Genomic DNA, 18,802 nt, shown 5'->3' with positions numbered 1-18,802 from the left:
AAATATCCTGATAACAATCTGAAAACTGCTACCAGGATATTTTATTTAATTGTTAAATCTGTGTTCCAGATTCCGGAGCCTGCACTACGTCAGGCGCTTCGTTCTCAATTACTTGTGTATTTGAAACCGGTCTTTCCGTAAGTTCCGGATCCCAGGCGCGCTGACCGAAAATTTCTTCCAGGTCTTCCCGGAATATCACTTCTTTCTCGAGCAATTTTGCGGCTAATGCATCCAGTTTGTCCCGGTTTTCCGCGAGAATGTTGATGGCACGCTGATATTGGGTTTCGATGATCTTTGAAATCTCTTCGTCAATCATCTTCGCCGTCTGGTCAGAATAAGGTTTCCCAAAACTGTATTCAGACTGGCCTGAACTGTCGTAATATGAAATGTTCCCCAATTTATCGTTAAGACCGTAGATCGTAACCATTGCCTGCGCCTGTTTCGTCACTCTTTCAAGGTCTGAAAGCGCTCCCGTGGAGATGTTACCAAAAGTTACCTGCTCGGCTGCTCTACCGCCTAAAGTAGCACAAAGTTCATCGTACATCTGTTCGGTAGTCGTAAGCTGACGCTCCTCCGGTAAGTACCATGCCGCACCAAGTGAACGGCCGCGCGGAACGATAGTTACCTTCAGCAAAGGTGCTGCGTGCTCTACCAACCATGATATAGTGGCGTGGCCGGCTTCGTGATAAGCAACTCTGCGTTTTTCTGATGGTTTGATGGCTTTATTCTTCTTCTCGAGCCCGCCGATTATTCGGTCTACGGCATCGAGGAAGTCTTGCTTAGTCACAGATTCATGTCCGTTTCGGGCTGCGATAAGTGCAGCTTCATTACAGACATTCGCGATATCAGCGCCGCTGAACCCTGGCGTTTGCTTAGCCAAAAATTCGCGGTCAATGTTATCATCCAGCTTAATTTTAGCCAGGTGAACATCAAATATTTCTTTACGTTCATGCAGTTCGGGTAAATCCACATAGATCGAACGGTCAAATCTTCCCGCACGCATCAAGGCTTTGTCTAGGATATCTGCACGGTTGGTCGCGGCCATCACGATAACGTTGGTATCGGTTCCGAAACCATCCATTTCCGTAAGAAGCTGGTTAAGTGTGTTCTCACGCTCATCATTGCCACCGGTGAAATTTCCTTTACCTCTGGCACGACCGATAGCGTCAATTTCATCAATGAATATAATCGCAGGAGATTTAAGTTTTGCCTGTGCAAAAAGGTCACGCACCCGTGATGCTCCTACACCTACGAACATTTCCACGAAATCTGAACCTGACAGCGAGAAGAAAGGTACTTTCGCTTCGCCGGCTACAGCTTTTGCAAGCAGGGTTTTACCGGTACCCGGAGGGCCAACAAGTAGAACACCCTTCGGGATCTTACCACCAAGTTTCGTGTATTTATCGGAATTTTTAAGGAAATCAACTACTTCCTGCACTTCTTCTTTCGCACCTTCAAGACCGGCTACATCTTTAAATGTAATTTGGATCTTATCTTTTTCGTCAAACAGTTTCGCGCGCGATTTCCCAATTGAGAAAATCTGTCCGCCCGGGCTGTTGCCACCACCGCCCATCATTCGGCGAAAGATCACGAAATAGAAAAGTGCCATGATACCGATCCAGAACAAGGCGGTGAAAAGCAGTTCTGTCATCGGGTTTTTACCGATTCCATAATCTTTCTTGGTAGCGATCGCAGGATTATCTGCTTTTATCTTGTCAAATTTTTCGAGGAAAAGCTGAAGGTCACCAAAACTCAGCGTATAATCGGGTTTCGGTGCAAAATCAAAAGATGAAAACGGGCTGCGCTCCGTCGCTGGCTGCTTGCTGGCTTTTTCGGCTTTGGCAGCTTTTGTAAGGAAAACGTCAGCTTTTTCGGTGTCTTTATAGATCAGTACATCCTCGATTTTTCCCTGCTGAAGCAAGGTGTAGAAACCTTCTTCATCCAGCGTGTTCGCGCCGGAATCGCTGTTCATGTTCGTAAAGAAAATGAGCAGTATTGCCGTTATTATAATCGGGAAAAACCAGTTAAAGCCTTTATTTTTATTCATATTTTTCTATAAAAATTTTGACGAAAAAGGATTCCGTCAAATGCAATTAATTATTTTCAATTTTTGTGATCACCGCGTCGCCCCAAAGCTCCTCGATGTCATAATATTCCCTGGTTTGCCTTTGGAAGACGTGCACCACTACTGAAACGTAATCGAGCAGGACCCACAGAGAATTTTCGGTACCTTCTACATGCCAGGGCCGATCCTGCAGTTCATTTCGAACCTTTTTTTCAATATTTCCTGAGATGGCAGAAACCTGAGTATTAGAGTTTCCCGTACAGATGATGAAAGTTTGTGCTACGGAGTTTTCAATTTTTGAAAGATCGAAGATCATGATGTCTTCTCCTTTGGTATCTTGTATTGCTTCTACAATTTTATTGGTAAGCTGTTGTTTGTCAATGTTTTTATTCATTAAAAATTTAATATAGTCTGCAAATTTATTGTTTTTTTATTTAATTTGAGTCACCTTTGCGGCACACTACGTCTTAAAGTTTTCATAATGCCAAGGCCTATTTTTCTTAAAGAATGCAAATCTACTAACGACGAAATCATAAAATTGATTTTGGCATCGCAAAATGATGTCTGCGCAGTTTATACACTCTATCAAACAGCAGGTCGCGGGCAATTTGGCAATACCTGGTATATGCCGCGGGACCAAAACCTCGCGTTCTCGATTGCTGTATCTACAAGATACTTTCCGAATCTGCAGCAGTCCGTCAATTTCCGTACCGCACTGCTCACACGGGATTTAATAGCCAAAATGACCGCTGCACACGTTGAAATAAAGTGGCCGAATGACTTGATTATCAAAAGTAAAAAGATTGCCGGCCTGCTTACCGAAAAGATTAAAGTAGATTCCGAGGAATATTTTATCATCGGGATTGGCGTAAATATTCTTCAGGATGAATTTCCAGGGTTGGGAAAAGCCGGTTCAATACTTACGCAAACAGACCAAAAGCTTGATCCACATGTATTTGCAGAAGCATTATATGCGGAGTTGAACCAGAATTTGCGCGGTAGTTTTTCAGTTGAAAATTTAATGAACAGTTTGAATTTAAACCTTTTCAGAAAAAACGAGGTGTCGGTATTTGCAACCGGCGGTACGAGACAAAATGGCATAATCCGGAATGTGGATGCAGACGGATTTCTTTGGGTGGAACTTGAAAACGACGGTTTACAGCGCTTCTTTCACAAAGAAATAGAGTTGCTCTACTGATTGGCTCTTTTGAAATAAAGATAAAGTGCCACCGGCCCGAAAACGAGATTCGGCAGCCACATCGCCAGCAGTGGTGGAATGGTTTGGTTCTTTGAAACCACTTTTAGAGCTTCAAACGAAAACACAAACAGAAACGCGAGCGAAATCCCGATTGCTAAGTTAGCGCCGAGTCCGCCGCGCTTTTTCTGCGAGGCGAGTGAAAGACCCAAAAACGTAAGTATGATCACCGAAACAGGCATCGACGTTCTTTGGTGCAACTCATTCAGGTAATTTCCGAGATTTGCATTTCCTTTTTCCTTTTCACGATCGATAAAGCTAATGAGTTCTGGCGTTGTTTTGTTCTGACCCAATAAGACGCCTGGGAAAAGCTCCTCCGGCGGATGGCCGAAAGCTTTCGTCATTACGTCACCGTTACCCAGTTTTTCAGTATCGTTTGTGCGTACGGTCTTCTCCAGATAATTATTCAGTACGAAATGTTGCTTTTTATCATCCCAATTGAATTCATTGGCGATAATTTGGTAGGTCAGTTTCCGGTTTTTATCGAATTTCTGATACATGAAGCCGGATCCGCGCCTTTCTTTTTGGTTGTAGCTTTTGATGAAGATGTATTCAGTTTTCGAAAGCTGTGCCGCAACTTCCACATTTCCAATATATTCCTCACGGGACTTGGCTGAATAGGTATAAGGTTCGAGTTCGTTTTTCTTCACATTGGCGCGCGGAAGCACGAAATGGTTCAAAAGCAGCGCAACACCGGCTATGAAAGTGGACGTGATCAGATAAGGACGCGCAAAACGGTGAAAACTCGCGCCTGAACTGATGATGGCCACAATCTCCGTGTTATTGGCCATCCGCGAGGTAAAGAAAATTACGGATATAAAGACCAGGATCGACATGAAGGTAATGATCAGATTCACAATCCAATATGGATAGAATTCAATCAAAAACTCAGTCACAGAGAAACCATTCGATTCTATTCGCGGAGCTTTGGCCTGAACATCAATGATAAGTACGATCAACGTCAGCAACCCGAGCATAAATGCAAAAGTGCCGAGGTATTTCTTGATGATATGTAAATCAATGATTTTCATTCAAAAAAACTTAGAGTCGCTGTTTAAGTACCGGAACTACAGAATCTTTCCATTCGTAAAAATCTCCGGCTATGATATGCTGACGCGCCACGCGAACCAAATCAAGGTAAAAAGCGAGGTTGTGAACCGACGCGATTTGCTTTGAGAGATATTCTTTCGAAACGAACAGATGCCGAACGTACGCTTTTGAATATCCAGAATCCACATAACTGGTGCCGAACTCGTCGAGCGGCGAAAAATCGTCTTTCCACTTTTCATTTTTCATGTTCATGACGCCCTTCCACGTGAAAAGCATCGCGTTTCTGGCGTTTCGGGTTGGCATTACACAATCCATCATATCAATTCCGAGACCTATTGATTCCAAAATATTCCATGGAGTTCCTACGCCCATCAGATAGCGCGGCTTGTCTTTTGGCAGGATGTCTGTCACTTCATCTGTGATGCGGTACATTTCTTCCTCAGGTTCTCCCACGGAAAGTCCACCGATTGCGTTGCCTTCTGCATTTTGTTCTGAAATGAATTCGGCTGAGATTTTACGCAGGTCAGAATACGTAGAACCCTGCACGATCGGAAAAAGCCGTTGCTTGTGTCCGTAGATTTCCGGGTTTTCTTCAGTCCATTCAATGCAGCGTCTGAGCCAGCGATGCGTCATTTCCATCGAAGTTTTGGCTAAATTGTACTCGCAGGGGTATGGCGTACATTCATCAAAAGCCATAAAAATATCTGCTCCGATCTGTCTCTGGATCTCCATCGATTTTTCGGGTGAAATAAAATGCGTGCTGCCGTCAATATGTGATTTGAATTTCACACCTTCTTCGTTCAGTTTCCTCGATTTTGAAAGTGAAAAAACCTGGTAACCGCCGGAATCAGTAAGGATCGGTAAATCCCAGTTCATGAACTTGTGCAAGCCGCCTGCCGCCTGCATTACATCCATTTTAGGTCTAAGATTCAGGTGATAGGTATTTCCAAGTATGATCTGTGCTTTGATGTCATCGCGCAATTCGCGTTGATGAACTGTTTTTACAGAAGCTACGGTGCCCACAGGCATGAAGATCGGGGTCTGAATGGTACCGTGATCGGTAGTGATGAGGCCGGCGCGCGCCTTGCCGGTGGTGGTTTTATCTATTTTGAAGAATGGGTCTGTCATATTATTTTTCGAGTACAGTAGTCGTGTTGTTTTCTTTAATTTTTTTTCTGATGTATTCGGCGGCTTTTGGGTCTTTGTCCAAAATTATCTCCTGCGCATCATCTAATATTTTATCGAGTTCGCCGGTGGCGAGGTAATATTCATAACTTTCATTGAAGTCGGCGGCCTTTATTTTTTGCTCTTTCAGTACGAAACGGGCCGCGTTTTCGGTATTTGTTCCGGGAATGTAGTTGTTAAGTTGGTCTGTCAGCGCCAGTTCGGCGATGATCTCAGCCATCTGGTCTTTAGGCAATAGCTTTTTTGGAGGCTGAACTAATTCGGAACAGCTCATCATAAAAAACATTAAGAATAAATAATGAAACATCTTCATAATTTGCCCAGCCATGATTTAAGTTTAAGGTTTAAAACGCCAAAAACCGCTTCGTGAATGATTCCGCCATGCATTTTGCTCGCGCCGAGTTCGCGGTTTGTAAAGATGATCGGGACTTCGACGATCTGAAAACCTTTTTTGTACGCGCGGTATTTCATTTCAATCTGAAAACCGTAACCTTTAAGTTTAATATCATCCAAACCGATATTTTCCAATACACGTCTGGAGAAACACACGAAACCCGCCGTAGTGTCATGTACAGGAATACCGAGGATAAACCGCACATATTTCGACGCAAAATAAGACAGCAGTACGCGACCCATCGGCCAGTTCACTACATTTACCCCTTTTGAATACCGGGAACCGACGCTCATATCGGCATTCAGGCAAGCTTCAAACAACCGCGGAAGATCCTTTGGGTTATGCGAAAAATCGGCATCCATCTCAAAAACATAGTCGAAACCGTGTTCTAATGCCCAACGGAATCCGTGCAGATACGCTTTACCGAGCCCGTCCTTTACCTGGCGTACACTGAGGTGAAGCCTTTCGGGATAAACCGCCTGCAGTTCCTGTACGATCTTTGCGGTGCCATCCGGAGAAGAATCGTCTACCACTAAAATATCAAATTCCATTTCCAGCGAAAAAACGGCCGAAATAATCTGCGCGATGTTTTCTTTTTCGTTGTAGGTCGGGATTATAACCAGTTTCTTCATCCGTGTAAATAATTTGCAAAGATAATCTTTTCCCGCTTTGCTGATGTTGCCACTGAAGCTTGCCATTTATCTAAGACCAAACGAAGGGCTGCGGTTTGCCCGCGAATGCTTACTTTTGCAAAAAAATACAAATTGATACGCCTCGCGCAGGATAACGATTGGGTTATACTTCTTATTACAGGCTGCATTTTCCTGCTCCTGTTCATGCTGCGGTCTCTTCAGCGCGAGTCTTCGTTACCCGAGTTTTTGCTGCAGAAATTTCCCGATGCTACCAATAGCTTTCTCAGTTGGGCAACCATCAGCGTCGTCTATTCACTGATGTTTGCGACGGCGCTGTCTCAATTCATACCTATAGTGCCGAAATTTGTACGGCAATTTCCGCTTTTTGGCTATGAGCTCAATAAATTCGGTTTTACCCTCATCATTGTTTCACTTTTTTACCTGATCCGAGCAGGACTCGGTTTTCTGCTTTTCGCCGGAACAGGCGCATCGCGCAGGTGGGAGCGGTTTTATTTTATAGCGGGTAAGTTCTATTTTGTCTTTTCGGTTTTGCTTATCATCTTAAATGTGGCTCAGTTTTACGTGATTACAGACCGGGATTCCTTCTTTATGTTTTCTATAATCCTGTTTCTGGCGATGTTCATAATTAAAAATATATTTTATCTGATGCAGCCTGAAGCTATACTGCCTCAAAAATGGTATTATAAATTTTTGTATATTTGCACCCTCCAAATTGTACCTGTTTTGGTACTGTGGAAAGTCTTATTTGTTTAACAAATTATTGATGATGAAAATAAAATCTATACTTGTTTCACAGCCTGCTCCGAATGAATCTTCTCCGTATCTAGAGATGGCTAAAAAGGAAAAAATCAGGATTGATTTCAGGCACTTCATACATGTTGAAGGCGTGGATGCGAAAGAGTTAAGAACGCAGAAGATTGATCTTTCTCATTTCACCGGAATTATTTTCACCAGCAAGAACGCGATTGATCATTATTTCCGTCTGGCTGAAGAAATGCGCTTTGCCGTGCCGGATTCTATGCGTTATATATGCCTTTCTGAGGCGATTGCCAACTATCTTCAGAAACATATCGTTTACCGCAAGCGCAGAATTTCTTTTGGTGAAAGAACTTTTGCCGATCTGTTGCCGCTCTTCAAGAAGTTTCCGTCTGAGAAATATCTTTTGCCTTCGGGTGAAACGGTGAGTCCGGACACGCTGAAAGTTTTGGAAGCAGCCGGGATAGAGTGGTCTCCTGCCACAATGTACCGCACGGTAAGCAGTGACCTGAGCGATATCTCGATTGACGAATATGACATGTTGGTGTTTTTTACGCCGCAAGGTATCCGTTCGCTGCGCTCGAACTTCCCGAATTTTGAACAGGGCGATACCAAAATCGCTGTTTTCGGTAATGCAACTGAGCAGACTGCAAAAGACGCCGGTTTACGTGTAGACGTGATGGCGCCAACCAAAGAAAGCCCGTCTATGACGATGGCCATTGAGAAATTCATAAGGGCGAGCAACAAATAGATTGCATCGACATGATATACAGGCTGTCTTTTTCAATGGATTAAGGCAGCTTTTTGTTTTTAATTAAAAAGATGCAGCATACCAACTGCCAGATTTACATACGATGAATGCTCCAAAAGCAAAGAAAATAGATAAAATACTCACAACCCATGGCCATGAGCGGAATGACCCGTACTACTGGCTTAATGAACGCGAGAATGCGGAGGTGATAAAATATCTTGAGGAAGAAAATGCGTACTGTGACTACCAGATGCGCGATACCGAGGATTTGCAGGAACTTCTCTTTGAAGAGATGAAAGCAAGATATAAGGAAGATGACCAAAGTCTGCCTTACTTTTTCAATGAATACTGGTATATCGTACGGTACGAGATTGGAAAAGAATATCCAATCTTCAGCCGAAAGTTTCAAACGCTCGACAACGAGGAAGAAATCTTGCTTGATGTGAATGTTTTAGCCAACGGGCAGCAGTATATGGAGGTGGCAAGTCTCGCAGTTTCGCCCAACAACAGGTTGATGAGCTATTCCTTCGACGACCTTGGCCGCCGAATCTATACAATCTGTTTCAAAAATTTGGAAACCGGAGAGAATTTTGAAGACAGAATCGAAAATACTACCGGAAAAGCTGTTTGGGCCGATGATAACGAACATGTTTTTTATATCCGGAAAGATGAAAGCCTGCGCGCGTTCCAGGTTTTCCGCCACCGCCTTGGGACGGATCCTGCCGAAGATGTGTTGATCTTTCATGAGGAAGATGAAACGTTCGATGTCAATGTATTCAAAACGAAGTCTTTAGAATATATTTTTATTTCCAGTTCAAGTTCGGTTTCAGATGAGATGCGTTTTATTCCGTCCGGCGATGTCTTTGCAGACTGGCAGATCATACAGCCGCGAACGGAGGATTTGGAATATTCCGTAGAACATTACAAAGATGAATTCTACATCATTACCAATGCCGATGATGCCACCAATTTTAAAATAGTAAAAACCAAGGTTTCTGAACCCGGAATTGAGTTTTGGGAAGATATCGTGCCGCACAGACCGGAAACGTTACTTGAAGGTTTTGAGATTTTCCGTGATTTTTTCGTGCTGGAAGAGAGAACCGAAGGTTTGCTGTACATCAAGATCATCGAGAATGAAACGGGAAATTCACATTACATTGAATTTAGTGAACCAACCTACACGGCGTACATCGGCTTGAATTTAGAGTTCAAGACCGAAAAACTGGTATATGGCTATACTTCATTGACGCATCCGAATGCCGTGCTGCAATATGATATGCGCAACCGCACCACCGAAATATTGAAAGTGCATGAAGTACTAGGCGGAAATTTTTCAAAGGAAAATTATATTTCGGAAAGGATTTGGGCGCCGTCCCGCGATGGTGAAAACGAAATACCGATTTCGCTCGTGTATCATAAAACCACACAAAAATCAGCCGATACACCGCTATTGCTTTATGGTTATGGAAGTTATGGGCACACGGTAGATGCGGCTTTTTCTAATGTCAGGCTGTCTTTGCTCGACCGCGGATTTACCTACGCGATCGCGCACGTTCGCGGCGGTGAATATCTTGGCCGCGAGTGGTACGAGGAAGGCAAAATGCTAAGCAAAAAGAATACATTCTACGATTTCATAGACGCTGCTAAATTTTTGATTTCAGAAAATTACACCTCCGAAAAACATCTTTATGCAATGGGTGGCAGCGCCGGCGGTCTGCTTGTAGGTGCGGTAGTAAATGAAGAGCCTCAGCTTTTCAATGGTGTGGTAGCGCAGGTTCCGTTTGTGGATGTGGTCACTACGATGCTCGATGATTCCATTCCGCTTACGACGGGCGAATATGATGAATGGGGAAATCCGCACGAGGAAGAATATTACCATTATATGAAGTCTTACTCGCCGTATGATAACATCAAAGCGACAGATTATCCGAATATGCTTATTACGACAGGTTTGCACGATTCTCAAGTCCAGTATTGGGAACCTGCAAAATGGACCGCCAAACTGCGTGAAATGAAGACCGATGACAATCTACTCCTTTTAAAAACCGATATGAGCGCGGGGCACGGCGGGGCTTCCGGCAGATTTGAATCACTTAAAGAAGATGCGCTGGAATATGCGTTCATCCTCAAATTAGAAAACAGAATTCATGGAAAATAAATCAGACAGCGAACTTTGGGCAGAGGTAGAATCGTTTTTCCAGCGAAATTTCGATACTGAAAAGCATCCGCAGATCGACACGATACTTTTCCTGATCGGTGTTCAGGAACTTGGCAGCGGTCAGCAGAAATATACTAAAGATGATAAGCTGAATATTCTGCATATCGCGGTGTGTAGGCTATTGCAACCATTTGGGTATTATGCATTCTCACACTACGACGATGATGGCTACCCACATTTTACAGAACTCGAAAAACTGCCCGAACTGAAACCGAACGAGCAGCAAATCCTGATGAAAAAAGCGATTATCCAGTATTTTATTGACGAGAATCTGTTTGATTCAGAAGTTCCTCAAGCTGATTAAGCCCGGCTGTGAAACCTTGCTCAAATCCCATTTCCAATAGCTGAGTCATCTCAGATGAGTCCGCAAAATGAATATTGATGGTAAGTTTTGTGCCTTCTTCTACGCCTGTAAACCCGAAAAGCCATTTCACTTCCGGCAGATTGTGATCGATCTCACCGTTTTGGTCCATAAAGTAATCTGTCCAGTCGAAACTTCTGTGCCAGTTGATTTCGTGGTAGTTGGCGCCGGCAAAATGCTTTTCTCCTTCCGGACCTACCATTGCATAGATCCATTTTCCGCCTTCAGTGAAATCTAAATTTGAGGTTTCACATTTCCAGGGTCTTGGTGCCCACCATTGATCCAAAAGTTCTGCACGCGTGAAAAATTTCCAGACGGTCGTCACATCCTGTGGAAAAACCTTCATTACAAAAACCTGCGCCGCATCGTAATCTCTGTTAAAAACCAATTCGTTTGTCATTATGTTATTTTTAAACAAATTTAGGTGAATAATCGTTAATGATATCGGTATGTCATTAATCTTTAATTTAAATGGAAATAGTTAAAAACACTGGTTTTAAGAATTTTTCCATACTATTTTAATCATTTAGACGTTTATATATTCTTAAAATGACTAATTTTAACATTTGAAGATTAAAAGCTAAGGATGAACAACAGATTTATTCCATTCATTTCGGTACTGATGACGATCTCTATGATAGTGTTCGTCACGCTGCAGCTATATTGGATCAAAGAACTTTACGCCGCACTGAACCAGGACTTTTCGAACAAAGTCTATGCTGCGATGGAGTCTGCGGCCACCAAAACGCAGCAGTTAGAAGTGGAGAAGTATTTGAATATAGACAACCGGAATTTTGCCAACAACATCATAGACAGTAGTAATCTCCCTACCCAAACTTATATTCAGCAAACGTCAGATTCTGCCAACCGCCGAACCATCACCTTTCAGAAAAGCATTGTAGAAAACCAGAATTTTCCCATTTCGCCACTTGGTGACAGTCTTTTGCTGACCAAACTTTACACCGACGAAGGAATTTTAAAGATAAAAACCCAGGAAAACGCGGCCGAACCGCTGACTGCGCAGATGAGCCGGGATTTCAATAACAATACCTACGCGCTGCGCGAGTTTGCCAAACTGAATGCCAGCAACCTGCCTGTTGAAAGACGTGTGAATGCTGCAATTCTTGATTCTGTATTGTCTAAAGAATTAAAGCTGAACGGATTGAACACAAAATTTGGTTTCGCAGTGATCGACAAGAGAAGCGCGATGACCAAAATAGTGAACGATACCTATTTGGAACAGAAAGATAAGAGCAACTATACCTATCCACTGTTTACCGACAGTAAAGACCGCACACTTTACACCTTGGCACTGGTTTTCCCACGTAAAGATTATTCGCTGGCGAAGAACAACCTGCCGATGTTGCTTGGAACCTTCATGTCGCTGCTTACCATTCTCGGAATTTATATTATTTCGATCAATTACATGATGCGCCAAAAGAAGATTGCGGAAGTCAAGACAGATTTCATCAACAACATGTCGCACGAGTTCAAGACGCCGCTGGCAACCATTTCGGTAGCTACAGATTCTTTGGCTAATGACAAGATTGCGACAAATCCCGAAAAAGTCAAATATTATTCAGGACTAATCAAACAGGAAAACCTTCGGATGAAAAAGCAGGTGGAAAACGTGCTGAATATGTCTAAACTTGAGCGTAATGAAGTAAATCTCTTCCTTAAAGAAACAGATGTGCGCGCGTTAATAAAGGAACTTTCAGAATCTTTTGGTCTGATTGTCGCACAACGCAACGGAACCCTCACGCAGGAACTCCGTGCAGAGCGTTATGTTTTCAAAGTAGATGAATTCCACCTTTCGAACGCGCTAATCAACCTCTTGGATAACGCAAACAAATATTCTCCTGACGCTCCGCAAATCAAAGTGAAGACCAGCAACGAAGGAAACTGGTACGTGGTAGAGATTTCAGACCAGGGAATGGGGATGGATATGGGTAACAAAACGCGGATCTTCGAAAAATTCTTCCGTGAAGAGACCGGTAATATCCACAATGTGAAAGGTCAGGGCCTCGGTCTCTCTTATGTAAAGAAGATCATTGAGCTGCACAAAGGACAAGTTTTGGTGGAGTCTCAAAAAGGTATAGGAAGTACCTTCACCATCAAACTGCCGGTGGTGTAGAAGCTTATTTTTAAATTTTTAAGAACAAAAAACAAATATTATTATGAACAACAGGATTTTGTTGGTAGAAGATGACCAGAGTTTCGGCGCGGTTTTGAAAGATTATCTTACCATAAATAATTTTGAAGTAACACTGGCCACTGATGGTGAACAGGGACTGAAAGAGTTTACCGAAAATGAATTCGATATCTGCATCTTTGATGTGATGATGCCGAAAAAAGATGGTTTCAGCCTTGCTGAAGATGTAAAACGTATTGATAAGAATACGCCTATCATTTTCCTCACCGCACGAAATATGCGAGAAGATATACTGAAAGGTTACCAGCTGGGCGCTGACGATTATATCACGAAGCCTTTCGATACAGAACTTTTGCTCTATAAGATAAAAGCCATCCTTCAGCGCAGCAGCGTTTCTGAGGATGAAGAACAGGAACAGTTCAAGATCAGCAATATCTTCTTTGATTCAATGCTAAGACAGTTGCGTGTAGGTGACAATGAATACAAACTTTCGCCGAAGGAAAATGAGCTGTTGAAACTGCTTTGTCTGCACCGCAATGACTTCATGCCTAGAGATTTAGCTTTGAGAAAAATCTGGAAAAAGGAGAATTATTTCACCGCAAGAAGTATGGATGTTTACATCGCAAAGCTTAGAAAGCTGCTTAAAGATGATCCGGGATTAGAGATCATCAACGTACATGGCGAAGGTTTCAGGCTTTTGGTAAAAAACTAAAACCTTCCTAAAAACAAAAAGCTCCGGAAAATCCGGAGCTTTTTTGCTTTTGTTCGTTTATTATTTGGCCTCTACACAGAAAACGCGGTACTGCACGGCTATCGCCGACTTGAAATGTGGTTTTATCTTCGAGAGGTCTGACGCGGCGCTCTGCTTGCTGAGATAGCTGCCGGCCATCACTTTGTAATTTGGTCTTAGCGAAGCATCGATTTCCACTTTCATATTCGGGAACCGACGACGGAAGAACATCCCGACTTCCCGGGCCTCCTCATTGCTTTTTACCACGGCAAGCTGAATCTTATAGCCCATGATTCGTGGGTTTCTGCGGCAAATTTCCGCTTTGGAAAGTTCTTTTTCCGGAGTAGCCACTCGCACAGGTCGCGAAGGAGAATCTTCATCAGTCCGCCGAATGCCTGTTGCGCATTTTTCCTCCAGATTTTCAAGAAGTGCAGCCACATTTTTGTCCATGCTCGTAATAAGTGGCGTGCCGGAAATAGTGTCGTTTTTCGTAACCAGTTGCGCATGAGCGACATTTGAAATCGAAAACAGAAGTATTGGGATTATTTTGAAAAATTGTTTCATCCGTTAATTTTAGACAAAAATAGGACAATTAAAAATTATACCAATTTTTATTATTTAGAATTATTACAAATTACCTCGCTTCCGTGTTTGCAGGCGGCCGCGCCCGTTAATTTTCTGTTAAAAGTGCTATTTTTGCCCAATTGAAAAGTAAACTCAAATATTTTACTAACCCAATATTATATAAATGATTAGTTGGAGAAAGCATTACAAGAAGGGTCTTATCGCAATAGGTTTATTGCTCGCGACCAGTGCTTCTGTTTACGCTCAGGGCGATGCCAAGAACGGTGAAAAGCTTTTTAAGGCAAACTGTACGGCATGTCACGCGTTGGATAAGCAGCTCATCGGGCCCGCGCTCGGTGGTGTGGTAGACCGATTGAAAACTGAACAGAATCTGGATACAGACTGGCTGCACAAGTGGATCAAGGATAACAAATCCCTTCGTGAGTCCGGTGATAAGTACGCTCTAGAGGTTTACGAGAAGTTCAACAAGGTGGAAATGACGCCTTTCCCTAATCTATCGGATACAGATATTGACGATATTTTAGAGTATACAACGAATCCACCCGCGCCAGAAGCTGCTGCACCAGCAGATGCAGCTACTGCAGCGCCATCGGCCGCAGATTTGGAAGCCTCTAAAACCGAGTCTCAAAACTCCAAGATCATCCTGATTTCGATGGTTGCCATTGGCGCTTTGCTGCTTTGGCTTCTAGTGAAACTTAATCAGCTTGTAAAGCTTCAGCAGAGCGATGAACTTGCCGAGCAGCAGGTTAACCGCGCTGTTTCATGGGGTGAGCTATACCGTAAATACCACTATGTAGGTAAAGGTGTGCTTGCAGTTCTTGGGATTTTAGCAGCATACGGAATCTGGAATTCCCTGATGTGGATTGGTGTCTATAAAGGTTACAAGCCTGAGCAACCAATCTATTTCTCCCACAAAATTCACGTAGGTGAAAACAAAATCGATTGTCAGCTTTGTCACTCTTCTGCGAAGTATGGTAAGGTTTCCGAAATACCTTCAATGAACGTTTGTATGAACTGTCACCGTACAATTTCCGAGTATAACGGTAAGTATATGGAGCCAGGTAAAGACAAAGCTTTCTACGACGGAGAAATCCAGAAAATCTATGCTGCTACTGGCTGGGATCCGGCAAAACAGCAGTACACGGGCAAAACACAGCCGGTGGAATGGGTGAGAATTCACAACATGCCTGATTTTGTATATTTCGATCACTCTCAGCACGTTGTGGCCGGTGAACAGGCAATCATCAATTCACACAACAAGAAAAATCCGAATGCTAAGATTGATGTAGTATGTAAGGCTTGCCACGGACAGGTAGATACAATGAACGTTGTACGTATGGCTAACGATTTCACGATGGGTTGGTGTGTTGAATGCCACAGAACAACCGAAGTGGATATGAACAACGCCTATAATAAAGAGTACTTCAAAAATCTGCATGACAAACTGAAAAAACAGTACGGTAATGAAACCAAAATTACTGTGGATGCGATTGGTGGTCTTGAATGTGGTAAATGTCATTATTAATAACAAAAATTAGAAGTATCAATGGCTTCAAATAAAATACAATTCAGAAGTATTCAGGAACTGAAAGATCCAGGTTTAACGGCAAAGCTGGCTCAAAAAGAATTTCAGGAGGAAATTCCGGTGAATGACTTATTAGGAGGATCAAAAAGTGGCGGCTCAGGCTCATCACGTAGAGACTTCCTGAAGCTTTTAGGTTTTTCTACGGCAGCCGTGACGCTTGCAGCTTGTGAGGCGCCGGTTATCAAAACCATTCCGTACGTTGTAAAACCGCATGAGATCATTCCGGGGGTTCCGAACTATTACGCAACTACTTATTTTGATGGGTTTGATTTTGCGAGTGTTTTGGTAAAAACAAGAGAAGGAAGACCTATCAAGATTGAGCCGAATCCTGCAGCAGGTGAACTGGGTAAAACCAATGCCCGCGCTCAGGCAGCCGTGCTTTCACTTTATGACAATGATAAGGTGAAACAGCCAAAACTGAACGGCAAAGACGAAACTTTCGATAAAGTAGATGACTATGTTATCAAAAGTTTGAACGAAGCACAGACCAATGGCCGCAGAATCGTTGTTCTGTCGCATTCTTTCGCTTCGCCAACATTCAAAAAGCTTTTCGCTGATTTTAAAACCAAATACCCAACCGCCGAGCTTGTAACTTATGATGCCATTCCATGCACATCCGCACTGGATGCTGCTGAGGAAGTTTTCGGTCAGCGTGCACTGCCTGTGTACGATCTTTCTAGAACGCAGTTGGTGGTTTCTTTCCAGGCAGATTTCCTCGTAGAATACAACGGTGGATCACTGGAAGGCACTTATGCTGCAGCTAGAGTTCCGGGACCAAACATGCTAAGACACATTCAGATAGAATCTAACATGTCACTCACTGGTGCTAACGCCGACAGCCGTATCAAATTGAAACCAAGCGCTGTAAACAAGGTGTTGGTAGAGGTTTACAACGGTTTGAATGGTGGTACTACCAGCAAAGAAGCCGCCGAAATCGTAAAAGAACTTCAGGCAAAAGGAAGCAACGCAGTTGTTTTCGCTGATGGTTCTAAAGGTGCGCATGTGTTGGCGCATTTGATCAACCAAAAACTGGGTTCTACCGCATTTACGGGTAAGGCAAATTTCCTTAAAGAATTTGATGCTAAACGTTTCCAGGAGTTTGTTAGCTGGATGAATACTGGGCAGGTAGGTGTACTGATTGCGAACAACGTGAATCCGCTGTACTCAAATAACCGTTCAGAAGACTTCAGAAAAGCACTGGCACGCGTTCCGCATGTGATTGCCGTAGCTGATAAGAAAAACGAAATGTACAAAGCAGCGAAAGCTGTGATTCCGGTGGCAAACTGGTTGGAATCCTGGGGCGATATGGCACCACAAACTGGTGTTTATACGCTGATGCAGCCTACGATTCAGAAAATCTACAAATCAAGACAGATTGAAGAATCACTTTTGGTTTGGATGAACGGTAAGAACAATCCGGCAAATAACTATTATGACTATCTGAAAGCCAATGCGGCTACAATGATTGGCGGTGCAACATTCAATAACGCACTTTATAATGGTGTAATGGCTGGCGGAAATACTGCAGGCCTTGCTTACGCCGGAGGAAATGCCGCACAGGCCGCAGCAGAACTTGGTAATATGAAAGCTTCTGACCTTGAACTTGTTCTTTACACAAAGACAGCAATGGGCGACGGAACTCAGGCCAACAACCCTTGGCTTCAGGAACTTCCGGATCCAATCACCAGACTTTCATGGGATAATTACCTGACAGTTTCACCTAAAGATGCAGAACGTCTTGGTCTTGACAACGACCTCAATGCTCGTATGCAGCTTAATGGTTCTATCGTGAACGTGACTGTGAACGGTGTTACTGTGAAAGATGTTCCGGTATTCATTCAGCCTGGTCAGGCAGAAGGTTCCGTAGGTCTTGCCTTAGGTTATGGTAAAAAAGACACGGGTAAAGTTGCCGAGACAGGTGTGAATGCTTTCCCACTTTTTGACGGATCAAACTATGCGCTTTCTAATGTAAAGCTTGAGAAAGTTAGCGGAATGCATGAGTTTGCAGGTATGCAGCTCCAAAATACCCTGATGGGCCGTTATGAAATTGCGAGAGAAGTTTCTCTTGACACTTTCCTCAATGTAAAATTTGACGACGAAAAATTAGGCTGGAACAAGCCTTTGGAATATCACACAATCGGAGGTGCACTTCCTTCCGGAAAAATTGACCTTTGGGATTCATTCGATGAAACTGACGGGCCACACTTCAATATGTCAGTTGACCTGAACTCATGTACAGGTTGTGGCGCGTGTATCATCGCTTGTCAGGCGGAAAACAACGTGCCTGTAGTAGGTAAGGAAGAGATCCGAATGTCGCGTGATATGTACTGGTTGAGAATTGACCGTTACTATTCAACAGATGTTCCTGCAGATTACGATACGAACAAAGACCGCAAACTTTCTCAAGAAGAAGCGATCTCTGCCGACCTCAATGTACCTGGAATGTATGGACATTTCCTTGACAAGGAAAGCGGAATTTTGAATCACCCGGCGGACAATCCGGATGTGATCTTCCAGCCGGTAATGTGCCAGCACTGTAACCATGCACCATGTGAAACTGTTTGTCCGGTAGCTGCAACCTCTCACGGTAAGCAGGGCCAGAACCAAATGGCGTATAACAGATGTATCGGTACCAGATACTGCGCGAACAACTGTCCTTATAAAGTGCGTCGTTTCAACTGGTTCACTTATAACCTGAATGATAAATTTGATTTTAATCAGAATAATGATTTAGGAAGAATGGTACTGAATCCTGACGTGGTAACCAGAACGCGTGGTGTGATGGAGAAATGCTCACTTTGTATCCAGATGACTCAGAAAACTATTCTTGAAGCTAAGAAAGAAGGTCGCAGAGTGAAAGACGGTGAGTTTACAACTGCATGTGTGAATGCCTGTTCTACCGGAGCACTTAAGTTTGGTGATATGAATGACAAGGATTCAAACATCCGTTCACTGTTCAAGTCTGACAGAAGATATACGCTTCTTGAAGAGATCGGTACCAAACCAAATGTTTTCTACCACACGAAGGTGAGAAACAGAAAAGAACAAAATGTTTAAAATAA

At 43.3% G+C, this 18,802-nt stretch carries 17 protein-coding genes; 9 read left to right on the top strand and 8 right to left on the bottom strand.

What is annotated here, in order from left to right; translation table 11 throughout:
- Positions 1 to 52: 52 nt before the first annotated feature.
- Positions 53 to 2,047, bottom strand: a complete 1,995-nt coding sequence (gene ftsH, locus QEP06_RS06435) for an ATP-dependent zinc metalloprotease FtsH (RefSeq protein ID WP_285269573.1) — start codon at positions 2,045 to 2,047, stop codon at positions 53 to 55.
- A 46-nt stretch (positions 2,048 to 2,093) separates the two neighbouring features.
- Entirely contained in the window at positions 2,094 to 2,459 is a 366-nt protein-coding gene (gene rsfS / locus QEP06_RS06430) for a ribosome silencing factor (RefSeq protein ID WP_251832681.1), read from the bottom strand.
- 87 nt (positions 2,460 to 2,546) lie between these two features.
- Here rsfS and QEP06_RS06425 point away from each other — a divergent pair, with 87 nt between their 5' ends.
- The gene (locus QEP06_RS06425) at positions 2,547 to 3,263 is read left to right on the top strand and encodes a biotin--[acetyl-CoA-carboxylase] ligase (protein WP_285269572.1); all 717 of its coding nucleotides are present in this window, start codon (positions 2,547 to 2,549) and stop codon (positions 3,261 to 3,263) included.
- Here QEP06_RS06425 and QEP06_RS06420 read toward each other — a convergent pair.
- From QEP06_RS06420 to QEP06_RS06405, 4 genes are read right to left on the bottom strand one after another with little or no spacing between them, the layout of a single operon-like run.
- On the bottom strand, positions 3,257 to 4,351 hold the full coding sequence (locus QEP06_RS06420; RefSeq protein ID WP_251832683.1) for an LptF/LptG family permease: 1,095 nt from the start codon (positions 4,349 to 4,351) through the stop codon (positions 3,257 to 3,259). The two genes, QEP06_RS06425 and QEP06_RS06420, sit on opposite strands and share 7 nt — an antisense overlap.
- Positions 4,352 to 4,361: 10 nt before the next feature.
- Positions 4,362 to 5,498: a tRNA guanosine(34) transglycosylase Tgt gene (gene tgt, locus QEP06_RS06415; RefSeq protein WP_285269571.1), complete on the bottom strand. Its 1,137-nt coding sequence runs from the start codon at positions 5,496 to 5,498 to the stop codon at positions 4,362 to 4,364.
- Position 5,499: 1 nt separating this feature from the next.
- Positions 5,500 to 5,862, bottom strand: coding sequence for a DUF4296 domain-containing protein (locus QEP06_RS06410; RefSeq protein ID WP_285269570.1), 363 nt, complete (start codon positions 5,860 to 5,862; stop codon positions 5,500 to 5,502).
- Positions 5,863 to 5,864: 2 nt separating this feature from the next.
- Positions 5,865 to 6,581, bottom strand: coding sequence for a polyprenol monophosphomannose synthase (locus QEP06_RS06405; protein WP_251832686.1), 717 nt, complete (start codon positions 6,579 to 6,581; stop codon positions 5,865 to 5,867).
- A gap of 132 nt (positions 6,582 to 6,713) precedes the next feature.
- Here QEP06_RS06405 and QEP06_RS06400 point away from each other — a divergent pair, with 132 nt between their 5' ends.
- The 4 genes from QEP06_RS06400 to QEP06_RS06385 all read left to right on the top strand — a co-directional run bounded on the left by QEP06_RS06400 (position 6,714) and on the right by QEP06_RS06385 (position 10,631).
- Entirely contained in the window at positions 6,714 to 7,355 is a 642-nt protein-coding gene (locus tag QEP06_RS06400) for a DUF4271 domain-containing protein (protein ID WP_285269569.1), read from the top strand.
- A gap of 13 nt (positions 7,356 to 7,368) precedes the next feature.
- Positions 7,369 to 8,109: a uroporphyrinogen-III synthase gene (locus QEP06_RS06395; RefSeq protein ID WP_251832915.1), complete on the top strand. Its 741-nt coding sequence runs from the start codon at positions 7,369 to 7,371 to the stop codon at positions 8,107 to 8,109.
- A 103-nt stretch (positions 8,110 to 8,212) separates the two neighbouring features.
- Positions 8,213 to 10,267 (top strand): S9 family peptidase, encoded by a 2,055-nt coding sequence (locus tag QEP06_RS06390; RefSeq protein ID WP_285269568.1) that lies wholly within the window; start codon positions 8,213 to 8,215, stop codon positions 10,265 to 10,267.
- Positions 10,257 to 10,631 (top strand): hypothetical protein, encoded by a 375-nt coding sequence (locus QEP06_RS06385; protein ID WP_285269567.1) that lies wholly within the window; start codon positions 10,257 to 10,259, stop codon positions 10,629 to 10,631. The genes QEP06_RS06390 and QEP06_RS06385 overlap by 11 nt, the downstream gene beginning before the upstream one ends.
- Here the strand turns inward: QEP06_RS06385 and QEP06_RS06380 are convergent.
- A complete protein-coding gene (locus tag QEP06_RS06380) occupies positions 10,585 to 11,088 on the bottom strand; it encodes an SRPBCC family protein (protein WP_285269566.1) in 504 nt (167 codons plus the stop codon). The genes QEP06_RS06385 and QEP06_RS06380 overlap by 47 nt on opposite strands.
- 186 nt (positions 11,089 to 11,274) lie before the next feature.
- Between QEP06_RS06380 and QEP06_RS06375 the strand changes: the two genes are divergently transcribed.
- Both QEP06_RS06375 and QEP06_RS06370 read left to right on the top strand, forming a co-directional pair.
- On the top strand, positions 11,275 to 12,822 hold the full coding sequence (locus QEP06_RS06375; protein ID WP_285269565.1) for a sensor histidine kinase: 1,548 nt from the start codon (positions 11,275 to 11,277) through the stop codon (positions 12,820 to 12,822).
- Between the two features lie 43 nt (positions 12,823 to 12,865).
- The gene (locus tag QEP06_RS06370; protein ID WP_251832692.1) at positions 12,866 to 13,552 is read left to right on the top strand and encodes a response regulator transcription factor; all 687 of its coding nucleotides are present in this window, start codon (positions 12,866 to 12,868) and stop codon (positions 13,550 to 13,552) included.
- A 60-nt stretch (positions 13,553 to 13,612) separates the two neighbouring features.
- On the opposite strand, the gene QEP06_RS06365 is transcribed toward QEP06_RS06370, so the two are convergent.
- Positions 13,613 to 14,134 (bottom strand): SPOR domain-containing protein, encoded by a 522-nt coding sequence (locus QEP06_RS06365; protein ID WP_285269564.1) that lies wholly within the window; start codon positions 14,132 to 14,134, stop codon positions 13,613 to 13,615.
- Positions 14,135 to 14,318: 184 nt separating this feature from the next.
- On the opposite strand from QEP06_RS06365, the gene QEP06_RS06360 reads away from it, so the two are divergent.
- Together QEP06_RS06360 and QEP06_RS06355 are read left to right on the top strand one after the other, a co-directional pair.
- Positions 14,319 to 15,680 carry a c-type cytochrome gene (locus QEP06_RS06360; protein ID WP_285269563.1) on the top strand — a complete coding sequence of 454 codons (1,362 nt, stop codon included), beginning with the start codon at positions 14,319 to 14,321 and terminating at the stop codon, positions 15,678 to 15,680.
- A 21-nt stretch (positions 15,681 to 15,701) separates the two neighbouring features.
- The gene (locus QEP06_RS06355; RefSeq protein ID WP_285269562.1) at positions 15,702 to 18,797 is read left to right on the top strand and encodes a TAT-variant-translocated molybdopterin oxidoreductase; all 3,096 of its coding nucleotides are present in this window, start codon (positions 15,702 to 15,704) and stop codon (positions 18,795 to 18,797) included.
- Positions 18,798 to 18,802 lie beyond the last annotated feature (5 nt).

It is taken from the genome of Kaistella rhinocerotis, assembly GCF_030243905.1.
In the GTDB taxonomy this organism is placed as follows: domain Bacteria; phylum Bacteroidota; class Bacteroidia; order Flavobacteriales; family Weeksellaceae; genus Kaistella; species Kaistella rhinocerotis.
The sequence above is the reverse complement of the archived record's forward strand: the minus strand, read 5'-3'. Positions and strand labels throughout refer to the sequence as shown.

What these genes read in the sequence shown, in the direction of transcription:
- QEP06_RS06370 (WP_251832692.1), top strand. Translation starts at nt 12,866, where the DNA reads ATGAACAACAGGATTTTGTTGGTAGAAGATGACCAGAGTTTCGGCGCG.
- QEP06_RS06410 (WP_285269570.1), bottom strand. Translation starts at nt 5,862, where the DNA reads ATGTTTCATTATTTATTCTTAATGTTTTTTATGATGAGCTGTTCCGAA.
- QEP06_RS06425 (WP_285269572.1), top strand. Translation starts at nt 2,547, where the DNA reads ATGCCAAGGCCTATTTTTCTTAAAGAATGCAAATCTACTAACGACGAA.
- QEP06_RS06405 (WP_251832686.1), bottom strand. Translation starts at nt 6,581, where the DNA reads ATGAAGAAACTGGTTATAATCCCGACCTACAACGAAAAAGAAAACATC.
- QEP06_RS06365 (WP_285269564.1), bottom strand. Translation starts at nt 14,134, where the DNA reads ATGAAACAATTTTTCAAAATAATCCCAATACTTCTGTTTTCGATTTCA.
- QEP06_RS06360 (WP_285269563.1), top strand. Translation starts at nt 14,319, where the DNA reads ATGATTAGTTGGAGAAAGCATTACAAGAAGGGTCTTATCGCAATAGGT.
- rsfS (WP_251832681.1), bottom strand. Translation starts at nt 2,459, where the DNA reads ATGAATAAAAACATTGACAAACAACAGCTTACCAATAAAATTGTAGAA.
- QEP06_RS06420 (WP_251832683.1), bottom strand. Translation starts at nt 4,351, where the DNA reads ATGAAAATCATTGATTTACATATCATCAAGAAATACCTCGGCACTTTT.
- QEP06_RS06375 (WP_285269565.1), top strand. Translation starts at nt 11,275, where the DNA reads ATGAACAACAGATTTATTCCATTCATTTCGGTACTGATGACGATCTCT.
- tgt (WP_285269571.1), bottom strand. Translation starts at nt 5,498, where the DNA reads ATGACAGACCCATTCTTCAAAATAGATAAAACCACCACCGGCAAGGCG.
- QEP06_RS06385 (WP_285269567.1), top strand. Translation starts at nt 10,257, where the DNA reads ATGGAAAATAAATCAGACAGCGAACTTTGGGCAGAGGTAGAATCGTTT.
- QEP06_RS06380 (WP_285269566.1), bottom strand. Translation starts at nt 11,088, where the DNA reads ATGACAAACGAATTGGTTTTTAACAGAGATTACGATGCGGCGCAGGTT.
- ftsH (WP_285269573.1), bottom strand. Translation starts at nt 2,047, where the DNA reads ATGAATAAAAATAAAGGCTTTAACTGGTTTTTCCCGATTATAATAACG.
- QEP06_RS06395 (WP_251832915.1), top strand. Translation starts at nt 7,369, where the DNA reads ATGAAAATAAAATCTATACTTGTTTCACAGCCTGCTCCGAATGAATCT.
- QEP06_RS06355 (WP_285269562.1), top strand. Translation starts at nt 15,702, where the DNA reads ATGGCTTCAAATAAAATACAATTCAGAAGTATTCAGGAACTGAAAGAT.
- QEP06_RS06390 (WP_285269568.1), top strand. Translation starts at nt 8,213, where the DNA reads ATGAATGCTCCAAAAGCAAAGAAAATAGATAAAATACTCACAACCCAT.